Source organism: Mesorhizobium sp. M7A.F.Ca.MR.176.00.0.0 (assembly GCF_004023165.1).
In the GTDB taxonomy this organism is placed as follows: Bacteria; Pseudomonadota; Alphaproteobacteria; order Rhizobiales; family Rhizobiaceae; genus Mesorhizobium.
Genome location: NZ_RZTC01000083.1, coordinates 15225 through 28571 on the forward strand (window position 1 = coordinate 15225; position 13347 = coordinate 28571).

The 13347-nt window shown below is 63.8% G+C and carries 11 protein-coding genes; 9 read left to right on the forward strand and 2 right to left on the reverse strand.

Translation table 11 applies throughout. The annotated features are described in order from the left end of the window. Positions 1 to 116 precede the first annotated feature (116 nt). Together EOB59_RS24185 and EOB59_RS24190 are read left to right on the forward strand one after the other, a co-directional pair. The gene (locus EOB59_RS24185; RefSeq protein WP_128289402.1) at positions 117 to 2219 is read left to right on the forward strand and encodes an exopolysaccharide transport family protein; all 2103 of its coding nucleotides are present in this window, start codon (positions 117 to 119) and stop codon (positions 2217 to 2219) included. A 1-nt stretch (position 2220) separates the two neighbouring features. Further along, complete coding sequence (locus EOB59_RS24190; RefSeq protein ID WP_127809760.1) at positions 2221 to 3552, forward strand: VpsF family polysaccharide biosynthesis protein; 1332 nt, start codon at positions 2221 to 2223, stop codon at positions 3550 to 3552. Here the strand turns inward: EOB59_RS24190 and EOB59_RS24195 are convergent. Both EOB59_RS24195 and EOB59_RS24200 read right to left on the reverse strand, forming a co-directional pair. Beyond that, on the reverse strand, positions 3515 to 4777 hold the full coding sequence (locus tag EOB59_RS24195) for a cellulase family glycosylhydrolase (RefSeq protein ID WP_127809761.1): 1263 nt from the start codon (positions 4775 to 4777) through the stop codon (positions 3515 to 3517). The two genes, EOB59_RS24190 and EOB59_RS24195, sit on opposite strands and share 38 nt — an antisense overlap. After that, complete coding sequence (locus tag EOB59_RS24200; protein WP_164873816.1) at positions 4774 to 5943, reverse strand: DUF1972 domain-containing protein; 1170 nt, start codon at positions 5941 to 5943, stop codon at positions 4774 to 4776. The genes EOB59_RS24195 and EOB59_RS24200 overlap by 4 nt, the downstream gene beginning before the upstream one ends. 314 nt (positions 5944 to 6257) lie before the next feature. On the opposite strand from EOB59_RS24200, the gene EOB59_RS24205 reads away from it, so the two are divergent. The 7 genes from EOB59_RS24205 to EOB59_RS24235 form a co-directional block, all read left to right on the forward strand. Beyond that, the gene (locus EOB59_RS24205) at positions 6258 to 7427 is read left to right on the forward strand and encodes a glycosyltransferase (RefSeq protein WP_128289403.1); all 1170 of its coding nucleotides are present in this window, start codon (positions 6258 to 6260) and stop codon (positions 7425 to 7427) included. Further along, positions 7424 to 8731 (forward strand): hypothetical protein, encoded by a 1308-nt coding sequence (locus EOB59_RS24210; RefSeq protein ID WP_127397079.1) that lies wholly within the window; start codon positions 7424 to 7426, stop codon positions 8729 to 8731. The genes EOB59_RS24205 and EOB59_RS24210 overlap by 4 nt, the downstream gene beginning before the upstream one ends. An 8-nt stretch (positions 8732 to 8739) precedes the next feature. Next, on the forward strand, positions 8740 to 9969 hold the full coding sequence (locus EOB59_RS24215; RefSeq protein WP_128289404.1) for a GNAT family N-acetyltransferase: 1230 nt from the start codon (positions 8740 to 8742) through the stop codon (positions 9967 to 9969). Positions 9970 to 9981: 12 nt separating this feature from the next. Continuing rightward, entirely contained in the window at positions 9982 to 11205 is a 1224-nt protein-coding gene (locus tag EOB59_RS24220; protein WP_128289405.1) for a GNAT family N-acetyltransferase, read from the forward strand. 160 nt (positions 11206 to 11365) lie between these two features. Then, a complete protein-coding gene (locus EOB59_RS24225) occupies positions 11366 to 12481 on the forward strand; it encodes a glycosyltransferase family 9 protein (protein ID WP_127809766.1) in 1116 nt (371 codons plus the stop codon). 217 nt (positions 12482 to 12698) lie between these two features. Next, positions 12699 to 12923 carry a hypothetical protein gene (locus EOB59_RS24230; protein ID WP_127317999.1) on the forward strand — a complete coding sequence of 75 codons (225 nt, stop codon included), beginning with the start codon at positions 12699 to 12701 and terminating at the stop codon, positions 12921 to 12923. 43 nt (positions 12924 to 12966) lie between these two features. Further along, on the forward strand, positions 12967 to 13347 hold a 381-nt coding region (locus tag EOB59_RS24235; protein ID WP_281061733.1), incomplete at its 3' end, for a DNA polymerase ligase N-terminal domain-containing protein.

Here is a 13347-nt window from a genome sequence, read left to right on the forward strand (position 1 = left end):
TGCCAAAATTCACGTCACCTCTCAACATAATTAACAATGTTTTAACAGTTGGAGGAATAGCTAGGTTAGCGCCGCAACTGACCTTGCCGGCATATGGAGTATTGTCGGAGGCAGCCATGCAATCATCCCTGCCCATGGTTCCTCAGCAACACTCTCCGGATGCGGCACGCGCGGGATCATACGCAGCTTCGACTGTCGAACTGGGCGACCTGAAGCGCATCCTGGTGCGCCGCCGGTTCTGGATCTTCGGCACTGTCGCACTGCTGACGCTGGTCGCCCTTCTCTACGGTCTTTTCACGCCCGCGCTCTACAGCTCGGCGGCGGAAATCCTCATCGATCCGCAGGACCTGCAGGTGGTCACCAACGACGTCAATCCCAGCCGTATCTCACCCGATGGCGGCATCACGCAGGTCGAGAGCCAGGTCAGCGTGGTCCAGTCGACAGGCGTGCTGATGCGGGCGATCGCGGCGACAAACCTGACGCAGGATCCGGAATTCAACGGGCAGGGCTTGCTGTCGCGCGTGCTCGGTTCGGCATCGGCCGAAGGCGACAGGTCGGTGCAGACACTCGACGCGCTGCGCCGGCGCCTGGCGGTCAAGCGGGCCGACAAGGTCCTGGTCCTCGACGTCATCGTCACCGCCAAGAGCGCCGACAAGGCCGCCCTCCTGGCCAACGCCATCGCGCAGGCCTACCTGGTCGATCAGGCGAGCGCGCGCGCGAAAATGGCCAGGGACGCCTCCGAGTCGATCACCGCCCGGCTGGACGAGCAGCGCAAACGCGTCCAGCAGGCCGAGAATGCCGTCGAGGCCTATAAGTCCGCCAACAACATGGTGATGGCGGCAGGGAACCTGGTCAGCGACCAGGAACTGACCGAGATCAACACGCAGCTTGCGGCGGCGCAGAGCCGCACCGCGGCGCTGAAGGCGCAGGTCGACCAGATGCGCCGGCAGAGCGGCACGGCGGACGCAACCTCGGAAGCGATGCGCTCGGCGGTGATCTCGAGCCTGCGGGCACAGGAGGCGACGCTGGTCGACCAGGTCTCGCAGCTCGGCACGGAGCTGGGGCCGCGTCATCCTTCGCTGATCGCAGCCCAGCAGCAGCTGCGCGACACGCGCCAGCTGATCGCGCGCGAGCTCGGCCGCATCGCCACCGCCACCGAGACGGACTACGAGCGGGCGCTGGCCAACCAGCAGGCGCTGGAAGCCAAGGTCGCCGGCATGAAGAGCAAGTCGCTCGACACCGACCAGGCCTCGGTGCGGTTGCGCGAATTGCAGCGCGATCTCGAGGCGCTACGCTCCGTGTACTCGAACTATCTCCAGCGCGCCCAGGAGACGCGCGAGCAGATCAATGTCGACAGCACCAATGCGCGCATCATCTCCAATGCCATGCCCGCGTTGAAGAAAAGCTGGCCGCCTTTGCCGCTGCTGTTGCTGGGCGCGATATTCGGCGGCCTCGGGCTCGGCACCGGTCTGGCGCTGATCGCCGAATATTCCTCGCCGACGGTGCTTTCCAGCGCGCAGATGCAGTCGGCCATCGACGCGCCGGTGCTGGGCGTGGTGCCGGCAAATTCAGGCACTGGGTGGCGCTGGTGGCCTTTCGGCGCAAGTTCGGCCGCCGCCTCCAGCCAGAAGACCGACGCCGTTGTCGGCCTTGCGCTGAGGCGCATGTTCAGTTCGGGCCAGCGTCCGGCGGACTGGCCGCTGGTGCCTTCCATCCTGGTGACATCGTCGCCGGGCGAGGGCGCGCAGCGCAGCCGGGTGGCGCGGCTGCTGGCCAATGCCGCGGCGTCCAGGGGCAGCCGGGTGCTGTTCATCGATGCCAATGCCGGCGGCGGCGACCAGAAGGATCCGCAGCCGGGGATCCTCGATGTGCTGCGCGGCGAGTACGCCTTTGAGGCCGTCAGCCATTACGCCGCCGGCAGCAACGTTGCCGTGCTGGGCAGGGGCCGCTCAAAGGCGGTTTTCCAGGAAGCGCATGGCATCTATTTTGCGCAGCAGATGCTGGCCCGGGCCAGCCGGAGCTTCGAACTCGTCGTCATCGACGGCGGCGCGCTGGCCGACAATCTCAATGCCTCGCCGCTGGTTGCCATGGCCGACGAGATCGTACTCGTCGCCACGCTGAACGCCACCCCGATGCGCGACGTCACGACGACCGCGCAGGCGGTTTCCGTCATGGGGCGGTTGCCGACGGCGGCCTTGCTGGTCGACGAGGCCGCCTGATATGGCTGCCGGTTGGAGCGCAAGCGCTTCGAACCATGGTGCTGCCGCACCCCGCGCCGGCACGTCGCTCGATGCGCTGACGCGCTTCGGACTGATCGCGGCGGTAGCGGTGCTGTTCGGCATCTCGGGCGGCATGCTGTGGCTGGTCGGCTACAATTATGATGGCCTGTTCGGCAACCCGGCGACCAAGATCCACCCGTCCACCTATCTCATCGTCCTCTTGTTTGCCTGGCGCTCCTGTGCGTCAGGCAATCCGGTCGGCTATATCGTCCATCTCGCCGACAGGCGGCCGGCCAGCGCGCTGATGGCCGCCATATCGATCGTGCTTTTGTTCGTCGTCATCGCCAGGCAGCGGCCCGGCATGGCTGGCATGATCGATACGTTCGTGGCCGCGGCACTTCTGGTGCTGATGCTCAGCGAGGACGACGAACGGACATTCGCCGGGCTGCAGACCGTCGTTCACGTTGTCATGACGGCGAATGCGCTGCTTGCCCTTTTCGAGTTCGCCACCAAGACGCTTATCTTCCCCTATCGCCTCGACGGCGTGGCGTTTACCACCGATCTGCGCTCGAGCGCTCTGCAGGGACATCCGCTCGCCAATGCCATGGTGACGTCGATCTACGTGCTTGCGCTGCTCTCCGGTGCCAGATCCCTGTCGACGCCTGTGCGGATAGGATTGATCGGCCTGCAATGCGCGGCACTTGTCGCGTTCGGCGGCCGTTCGGCGATGGTGATGACGATTGTGCTGGGCGGTTGCTACCTGCTTTCCAAGGGCATCAGCAAATTGCGCCGGGGACGCGTCAATCTCCTGGGTGCGGCACTCGGCTTCATGCTTGCCGCGCTGCTGCCGGTCGTCATCATCGTGGCGGCATATTATGGCTTTTTCGACGCGCTGCTGGAGCGCTTCGTGTCGGACAGCGGCAGCGCCAATGCCCGCGTCGAGATGTTCGAGCTCTTCAAGCACCTGGAATTACGCGATCTGATCGTGGGGCCGGATGTCGACCTAATCGACAGCCTGCGCCGCATCAACGGTCTCGAACAGGGCATCGAGAACCCGATTATCCGCACCGTCCTCTATCAGGGCGCCTTCTTCACCCTTTTGCTGACGTTCGGCTTCGTGCTGTTCCTGTTCGAGGTGGCGCGCCGCTGCCATCCCGGCATCTGGTTGCCGATGCTGGGCTGGGTCATTCTGATCAACACCTCGGAAAGCGTCGCGTCGAAGACGACGCTGCTGACCAAGTTCGTGGTGCTGGCGCTGGTGCTTTACCGGCCGACGCGGGCAGCGTTCAGGCCCGTCAGTCCGCCGGCATGGTCAGGCCAAGCGCCGCGATGATATCGGGGTCCAGTGCCCGGGTGGTGTCGTCCATCATGCCCATGCCATCGAAGAGATTCCACAGTGCCCAGGCGAGGCCGAGTTCCTCGGCGCTTCGCCTGACATCGGCGATGTAGCGCGCTCGATCCGGATTGGGGGCGGCGACATAGCGGGCGTCGGTGCGCAGCGCGCCGAACTCGCCCATGATGATGCGTTCCGGCGCAAGGCCGTGGCCGTCGGCCCAGTCGCGAACCTGGCGAAGATATTTGTCGACAAACCAGCGGTCGGGCCGGGCGTCGAAATAGACTTTCAGCACACGCTCGGTCTCGGCATAGGCTGCCTGCTTGGCGTCTTCAGGGGTTTCGGTGTCCTGCGCCATGCGCGCCCTGACCGATGCCAGCGTCGGTTCCAGCGAGCCGGCGGATGCCGGCCACGGCACATTGTTGAGCGACCGGTAGACGGGCTCGCGCATCCAGGGTGCCCCCTGATGGCTGAACAGATAGGGCTCATAGAAGTGGAAGGTGAACAGGATCGGCTCGAACGGGGACAGCGGTGCCGGATCGAGCGCGGTCAGTCCGCTCACCATCGAGCCGCAGCCGCCGGTGACGATCAGCGGCAGGGTCGCGGCCGATGCTCTCGCCGCCGTCAGAAGTGAAAGCTGGATCTGCGACCAGACGTTCGACGCGCAGGCCTGCGCCGGCTCGTTGACCGGCTCGAGCGCCACCCTGCCGGGCTGGAACCGCGCCAGCCTGCCGGCAAGCTCGCCGACCAGCCCGCGGTAGAGATCGAACGCGGGTGCGGCGGTGCTGGAGACCATGCGGTCGGGGTTCCAGTAATGGGTGGCGGCATTGGCCTGGATGTTGACGATGATGCCGAGACCGGCGTGGAGGGTGGCCGTGACGGCGGCATCCAGCATGTCCAGCAACCGGCCGCGCGTGGTGGCGTCGGCGGCCAGGAAAGGGCCGGGATCAACAGGCAGACGGATGAAATCGAGCCCGGTCCTGCGCAGCCGACGCAGGTCGTCCGGGGTCGGCACCGGCCGTTGCGACTGGAAGGGCGGCCAGCCATAGTCGGTGCGCGGAGCGGGAAATTCGCGCGTCAGCGAGAACCAGGGCCAGGCGTTGACGCCACGCCGAAATCGCGGCCCGGCGGCTGCGCGAGCGATTGGTGCGACCGGGAGCGAGCCGAGCGCCGCCGCGGTGGACAGCGCCGTCCGCAGCACCCGCCGGCGCGACCAGCCTGTCATACGGTTCCTGGCGATGCGTGATCCATCGCGGTGGTCTTGGCGGCGGTCACGCCGAGCAAATGATAGGCCTCATTTTCATAGGCAAGCAGGACATCGTCCCAGCGGAAGGCTTCGCGGGCGCGCGCGCTGGCGGCAACGCCGCAGGCCTGGACCAAGGCATCATCGTCCAGCGCCTGCTGCATCCGCTTGGCGCAACTGTCCTTGTCGGTGAAGTAGATCGCCGCAGCCCCGGCGGTCCATCTGTTGTAGGGATTGTCGTGGGCGATCACCATGTTGCCGGCCGCCAGCGCCTCGACCAGCGAGGGGTTGGTGCCGCCGACCGTGTGGCCATGCAGATAGGCGCGGGCGTGGTATCTGAGCGCCTTGACCGTCGCCTGGTCGTAGATGGCGCCCGGCAGGACCACCGAGTCATTCGCCGCCTTGCGGATGGCGGCATGATAGGGGATGTCGTCGGACAGCGTTCCCAGCACCACCAGCTTCATGTCGCGCTTGGCAGAGCAAAAAGCTTCGACGATCGGCAGGATGTTGTTGTCGGGTTCGATGCGGGCGATCGAGATGAGATAGCGCCCGGGCTCGAGGCCGAGCGCCCGGACCGGCGCCTCGGGCGCCGATGTCACCGGATCGGCGCCATAGGCAATGGTGGCGATGGCGCTGCGCGGCCGGCGCGTCGCCAGGTGATCTGCGATGGCGGGATGATCGGCGACCAGCCGATGCGAGGCCCATGCGCCGATCCATTCGTTGAGCCAGAACCAGGTTCGCGCCGCCATTCCCCATTTTGGGCGGCGCCACTCGATGCCGTCCATGTTGGTGAAGATCTTGCGTCGCTTCAGCCTGAGCCAAGTCAGGAAGACCGCGCCATTGTAGCCGAGCACCAGGCAAACGCCCGGTCGCCGGGCGGCGTCGCGGGCGCATTGCCAGTCGAATTCCAGCGTCGCGCGCGGTCCCTTGGAGGCGACCTGGATGTGAATGAGCTCGATGCCGCGCCAGGTTTCGTTGCGCACCCTCTGGTCGATCCGCTCGACCTCATCCTGGCAATAGACGCCGACCTTCCAACCGCGCCCGACAAGAAATAGCGCCAGTTTTTCGGCAAAGGTTTCAAAGCCGCCATGGGCCGCGGGTATGCCGCGGGTCCCCAGGATCAGAATGGCGGGCGTTTCTGGTTTCATGGCCGGCGGCACTTTCACATGTCTCATACATTAGATATTGCTTAATTTATAATGGGCAGATGGCAACTTCCGTGCCAGCTCCCGATTTCGGTATCCTGCGAGGGATCATCGCGCGGGGTTGTAAAAAAACGGTGTTGAAGCCGATGGTTGTTTCATTCTCGGTCAACCCTTCTGTGCGTAGCTGTATCGAAACGAAGCAATGCCTGGGGCGTACGGCCGGCAGTCGGGCGTATCGAACCAGGCATGATTCTTGCGGACGGGCTTCTGCCACAATCGCCCAGCGCGATGGTTGTAGCACCCGGCGGGATATAAAGATGCGGATTGCCTGCGTTCATCAGGGTTATGAACTCTATGGTTCTGACCGCAGCTTTGCGGAGAGCGTTGCCGCGTTGCGCGCCGCGTTTCCGTCGGCCGACATCGAAGTGGTTTTGCCACGTAGCGGGCCGATCGTGCGGATTCTGGAAGCGCATGCCAGCCGGATCGTCTTCGAACCGCTGTGGGTGCTGAGGCGCCAGGCCATTGCGCGCCTTGCGACCGTCGAGATGGCGCGATTGCCGGTTGCCGTGTTCAGGGCGTGGCGGCGGCTCAAGGATTGCGACCTCGTCTATGTCAACACCTCGATCGTGGCCGACTACGCGCTGGCCGCACGCCTTCTTCCCCAAAAGGCCGTCCTGCACATCCACGAAATCCCCGAAGGCGCCATGCGCAGGATACTCGTCGGCCTGATGCGCTGGAGCCATGCCGATCTGATCTTCAATTCACACGCGACACGCGCCGCGTTTGGTGATCCCAAGGCGGCGCGTGCGTATGTCGTCTACAACGGTGTTGCCGGGCCGGCGGCGGTCGAACCGATGACGTATGATGGCAAGCGCCCATTGCGGGTGCTGCTGCTTGGCCGTATCAACCGGATCAAGGGGCAGGAGATCCTGCTGGAGGCGATCGCCTCGATGCCGGCGGAACTCCAAGCGAGGATCGAGGTGCGACTGGTCGGCGGCGCCTTCGAAAGCACTGAGCGCGAGCATGCGCTTGCCGAACTGGTCGAAACCATGGGGCTTACCGGGCGCGTCAGAGTCCTGCCTTTCATTCCCGACCCTTCGGAGCATTATCGATGGGCCGATATCGTCACCGTGCCGTCGCGGCGTCCGGAATCGCTGGGCCGCGTCGCCATTGAGGCGATGGCATACGGCCGGCCGCCGCTTGTGTCGGCGATAGGCGGGCTGGTGGAAGTGGTCAGCGACGGGGAGACCGGCTGGCATGTTCCGCCCGGCGACGCAGCAGCTCTTGGCGCGAAATTGCAGGAGATCATCCTCGCCCCTCAGGCCTGGCGCGGGTTTGTCGCTGCCGGGCGCGCGCGCTACGAGGCAATCTTCAGCGAGCCGGTCGCGGCCGCGGCGATCACCGCGATCGCCGCCGACAAGCTGAAGACGACCATCGCGCGGCCGGGCAGGGTGCCTGCTGCCCGCGAAGCGGAGACGCGGCCGTGAAGTTAGCGTTTCCGAGCCATCTGGTTCGACGCCTCGTGCTGATGATCGGCGGCGAGGCGATGCAGAGCGGCTTTCATTTTGCCCTCAACATCATGCTGTTGCACATGCTGTCGGCGCAGGGCTACGGCCTCTTCGCCATCGGCATGGTGATGGGCGGTGTCGGCCTGTCCTATATCAGGTCACTCACCGCCGTTCCCGCCAGCATCTGGATGAGCAAGAGCACCAACAGCGCCGGCGTCGATACCTATGACGTGGCGTTCGGAACGGCGGCGCTGATCGTGGCGTTGCTGATGGCCGTCGGCACGGCAGTCCTGATGCATGTCCTTGGCGATCCAAGCGGAATTGCCGCCGGCTGCTTCGTCGGTGCCTGGTCGTTGCGCAGCCATATGCGCACGGCTTTCTTCGCACGGCGCCAGCAGGTTGTCGTCTCCATCAGCGATGGCGCGTTTACAGTCGCCGGCTGTGTCCTGACCGGGCTGTCGATCTGGTTGGTCCAAGACCCGCTGCAGACCGTGTTCTATGCACTAGCCGCGGCAAATGTATTCGGCATTTTCGTCCTGGTCCGGCTGGCGCGGCGCTCGCTTCGCATCAGCTTCCGCATGCCGACGCGGCGACGCTATGTCAGACTGTGGCCCCAGCTGCGCTGGTCGGCATTCAGCGCGACCACCACCAACATCCAGGGTCAATGTCTGGCGCTGCTGGTCGCCGGCATTGCCGGTCCTGCCGCCTACGCACCGCTGGCGGCGGTTCTGGTGCTGTTTGCCCCGCTGCGCATCATCAGCCTTGCTTTCGTCAACATGACGCAGCCGGATCTCGCCAGGCTGATGCGGAACAATGAAACAGGCCGTGTCTGGACGCAGGCCAAGATCTGGGCGCTCGTCATGGGGTTTGGCGGCCTTGCATATGGATGCGCCATCATGTTCGTCCTGCCGATGATAAAATCCCAGGCTCTCCAGGACGCTTCGACCTGGTTCATCGGACTTTTCGTGATCGCGAATTTTGTCCCGATCATGCTCTATATCATGCCCCGTATCGTGCTTGAGATACTCGGCGATTTTCGGATCGTCGCGTTCACCACGACGGGCGGCGCGGTCGTCGGGCTGGCACTGATCGCGGCCCTGCTGGCAATCGCGTCTCCGCCGTGGGCGTTGTTGGGTTCCGCCGTCTCGGAGATGTTCGTGCTCGTGGCATCATGGTATTTCGCGCATCACCGCATGTGGAATATCGAGCATCCCGACGAGGCGCGCGACAGCCGGTTGGGCGCGTGGCGGCGCACGCTGTCGTTCGCCACGGCAAAGCGATAGGAAAAAATATGGCAGTCCAGGCGGTGCAAATTGCTGCGGCGACCGGCTCGCCCGATGGCCAGTCCTCCCATCCGGCCACCGTCGTCGCCAACGATGCATACACGGCGCGGCTTCACACCAGCCTGGAAGCGGTGAGGCCGCTCTGGCTGCGCCTCCAGGCGGACGGTGTGTGCACCGCCCACCAGAATTATGCCTGGGCCGAGGGGATCGTAGCGCGGCTGATGCCGGAAGGTGCCGAACTGCTCATCGTGGAGGTAAACGACGCCGTGACGGGCGTGCCGCGAATGCTGGTGCCGTTGATACGGCGACCGGCTTTCCGCCATCGGGTGATCGAGTGGCTGAGCTGTGGCGTTTGCGACTATTCGGCACCGTTGCTGGCCGATGCGAGCCCGTGGACGACGCAGTCGGCGCAGGCCGCGTGGGCCGCGGTGCGTTCCGTGCTGCCGCCGGCGGACCGTATCCAGATCAGGGGAATTCCGCAATCGATCAGCGGTGTCGCCAATCCGCTGGCCTTGTTGGCGGCCACGCGCGATTCCCTGCATACCAGCTTCGGCCTCACCATCGACGGCGATCCGGAGACCGTCCTCAAGCGACTATGCCGGCCATCCTTCGTCAAGGCTTTCAACAAGGACTGGCGTCGCCTCGAACGGCTTGGCGGCGTGGAACTGGTCGAAGCCAACACGCCGGCCCTGGTGGAGGTCATCTTCGCCGGCCTGGTCCGGATGCGGCTCAGCCGCTTTCGCGAACTGGGCCGCTTCGACCTGCTGACGCAGGCGGCGGTTGTCGATTTCTATCGAAACGCTGCTCTCGAGGGCCTGTCGGATGGGTCGGTGCGGCTCTTCGGGTTGCGTGTGGGTGAAGCTCTTATCGCGGTCCAATACCTGCTGATCCATCAAGTCACCGTTCATGCTCTGCTGATCTCAATCGATCAGGGCGCGGTGCCCAATGTCTCGCCGGGACTTCTGATCATGGGCAAGTTGATGAGCTGGGCGCGCGGGCGCGATTTCAATTATTTCGACCTGTCGGTAGGCAACCAGAGTTATAAGGAACATATGGGTGCCTTGGGTTCGGGTCTGCGCGAGCTTTGCCACGGGATTACGGTGCGAGGCAGCGCCGTGAGCGCAGCCATCGAGATCCGCAACCGGGCCGAGGTGTTCGTGCGCTCCAAACCTCGGCTGCTGAAGAGGCTCCAGGGACTGATGCGGGGTTTGCGGCGCCTGCGCGGGGGATCAGAATGACGGGAGAAGCATGTGGCAAGCTACGCGGCGGGAACGACTCCGATAAAGGATTTGCCCGGTGGGCCGGTTTCCCCTGCTGTCGCCAACGTTGATGCAACCGCGCACTTCACGGCTCGGCTGCACACCAGCTTCGACACCGTAAGGCTGCTATGGCTGCTCCTTGAAGCTCACGGCGTCTGCACTGCCCACCAGCATTATGCCTGGGTCGAAGGAATCGCCGCACGGCTGATGCCCAAAGAAGCGGATCTGGTCCTCGTCGAGGTGAGTGACGCCGTGACCGGCGCGCCGGCCATGCTGCTGCCGCTGATGCGGCGGCGGGCTCTCGGCCACCACGTGATCGAATGGCTGAGCTGTCGCGTGTGCGACTACTCAGTGCCGCTGCTGGCGGATGGGAGAGCGTGGACCAGGCAGAGTGCCGACGCCATGTGGGCGGCGGTCCGTGCCGTGCTGCCACCGGCGGATCGCATCCATATCGCGGGAATTCCGCAGCAGGTCCACGGCGTGGCCAATCCGCTGGCATTGCTTTCGGTGGCGCGGGACTCCATCCAGGTCAGCTCCGGCCTCGTCCTGCATGGTGATCCGGAGACGCTCATCAAGCGGATCTGCAAGCCGTCCTTCGCCAAGGCCTTCCGCAAGCATTGTCGCGGCTTCGAACAGCTTGGTGGCCTCGCTCTGATCGAGGCCGACACGCCTGATCTGGCCGAGGAGCTCCTGGATGCGCTGTTGGAACTGCGGCTCAAGCGTTTCCGTGAGCTCGGGCGTTTCGACCTCCTGACTGAGGCGCCGGTCGTCGATTTCTACCGCGCCGCGGCGCTGCGAGGCCTGTCCAATGGATCGGTGCGGCTCTTCGGACTACGCGTCGGTGAAGCCTGGCTCGCCTCCATCTATGTGCTGGTCAGAAAAGGCACACTTCACGCCCTCCTGCTCGGCATCAACCAGAATGCGGTCGCCAATGTCTCACCCGGCCTGACGACGATGGGCAAGCTGATGATGTGGGGATGCGAGCGGGGCTTCGACTATTTCGACCTGTCGGTCGGCGGCCAGGGCTACAAGCAACATATCGGCGCCTCGAGCTCGGTACTGGCCGAGATTTGCGAACCGGTGACGGTGCGGGGCAGGGCTGCGAACGCAGCCATTTTGCTGCGCAGCCGGGTCGAAGGCATGACGCGGTCGCGTCCCCGGCTGCTCAAGGCCGTCCAGGGCCTGACGCGCCGCTTGCGGCGATTGAAGGACTGAGGACGAACGTTTGCCGGTCCTGCGATGCAGAGCACCAAGGCCGGCAGGCAAGCTTGTTGACAGGGTCGGTTAACTCTATATCTGAAAGCGCGGCTTGACGTTCAGAAATGAGTGTCCTCGGCAGATTTTTTTAAGTTAGCGTTTTCGGCAGATCATCTCGATGAATGCAAGTTTAGGAGATGGGATTCGTTCCATCCTCATTATCCAAACGAAGTACATTGGAGATGTCGTTCTGACATCTGCTTTGGTTCGCAATCTACGTCTTTCTTATCCACAAGCATCGGTGACCATGCTTTGTGCGCCGGGTCTCAAGGAGTTCATCGTCGCGCAAGGGATCGCCGATGTTGCCGTTGGCTTTGAATCCCGTGGCAGAGGAAGGACTCTGCGCAAGCGTTTGAGCGACTATCGTGGCGTCATCTCTGATTTGCGGCGTCGAAGATTTGATCTTAGCATCGACCTTACCGATTCAAAAACCTCGCGGATCATGCATCGTTTGATCGGCGCTCCACTTCGCGTCGGCTTCGATCCTTCCGAGCATCCGATGAAGTTCTGGGAAATCCAGCTTGCAAACGTTCTCGCCGCGACCTTCGGACATGGCGGACCGCATTATCTCTACAGGAACCTGTCTCCACTCCGCGCCCTTGGGCTGGATTGTGAGGACCCAACACCTCGGCTGCAGCTGACCAGTACTGCCCAGGAAGAGTGTGCCAGGCTTCTTGCGGAAAACGCTTTGGCGAAGAAGTCTTACGTGGCCGTGCATGCCGGCGCGAGGTTCGAAGGCCGTTGTTGGCCGCCGCAACATTTTGCTGCGGTCATCGACGAAGTATACGCCAAAACCGGGCTGCGATCCCTCCTTGTTGGCGGGCCGGATGAAGGGCTTGCCGCGCAAAGGATCCTTGAAGTGGCAGCATCGCCGGTCGCAAGTGTCGTCGGAAAAGCCTCGCTTGAGGTCCTGACGGCATTGTTGGCCGAAGCGTCGATCTTTCTTGGCAATGAGAGCGGCCCGATGCACATCGCGGCCTCTGTCGGAACTCCAGCGGTGGGGCTGTACGGTCTGACGTCGCCAGAGCAATGGGGCCCGTTCGGTGTTCCCAACCGGACGCTCCAGCCGCCCATGCCTTGCCCATGCATCGCTCCAGGTGTGTGTAAAGAAAACAACGCCGGTGGGGTCTATTGCGTCCAGCGGCTCCAGGTTGCCGATGTTGCGGCGGTGACACTCGATCTCATCGGCACGGAAGTTCAAAAATCTGCTCATTCGGGCATGCCGGCCGCGTAGCAGGGCGGCAGCGACGGGCGATTGTTTGGCGGCGCGCTTCACGTCTTGATTCAGGCCGAGGCTCAAACATCTTCAAAAGATTGGCAAATTTGACCGGGCCGCATCCTGCGCTGTCCGCGAAATTGACAGGACGGCGCGTCTCCGCCATCCTTGACCCCAGTCGTCAGGCTGCCGGCAGCGGCCGCGTTGTGTGTCTGGGGCGACCGAGGGCAGTGTCATGTTCAGTCCCGTCACAGGTCAGAATTCCAAGCGCGCCGCGGTGCGCAAGGCGCTCGATCGTCACAAGGTCTACATCACCGCGCAGCGTTTTTCGGCAGGCAGCTACCAGGCCCGGGTTCTGGTCGACGGCGAGGCCTATTGGGTCGACGAATTCCGGCTGAGCCAGCTGCAGCAGGGACTGTCGCCGGCGGAGCTCGAGTTGACGCCGGCTGCTGACGATTGAGCGCGACTGGCTTGTTCCTGGCCTACGTGCTTGGACCTTTGCCATGACCACCCCGCCAAAGCTCCAATCCTACCGCGCGAGGCGTGAATTTTCCAAAACGCCGGAACCGGCAGGCGGCCTCATCACGGACGAAGGCAACCGCTTCGTTGTCCACAAGCACCACGCCACCGCGGACCATTATGATCTGCGCCTACAGGTCGGCGATGTCTTGAAAAGCTGGGCGGTGCCGCGCGGCCCTTCGCTCAATCCGGCCGACAAAAGACTGGCGGTCGAGACCGAGGATCATCCGCTCGAATATATCGACTTCGAAGGTGTCATTCCCGAAGGCGAGTATGGCGGCGGGCCGATGATCGTCTGGGATACCGGCAGCTGGGCGCCGATGGACGATGTCGAAAAGAGTTTGCGCACCGGCGCCTTCAAGTTC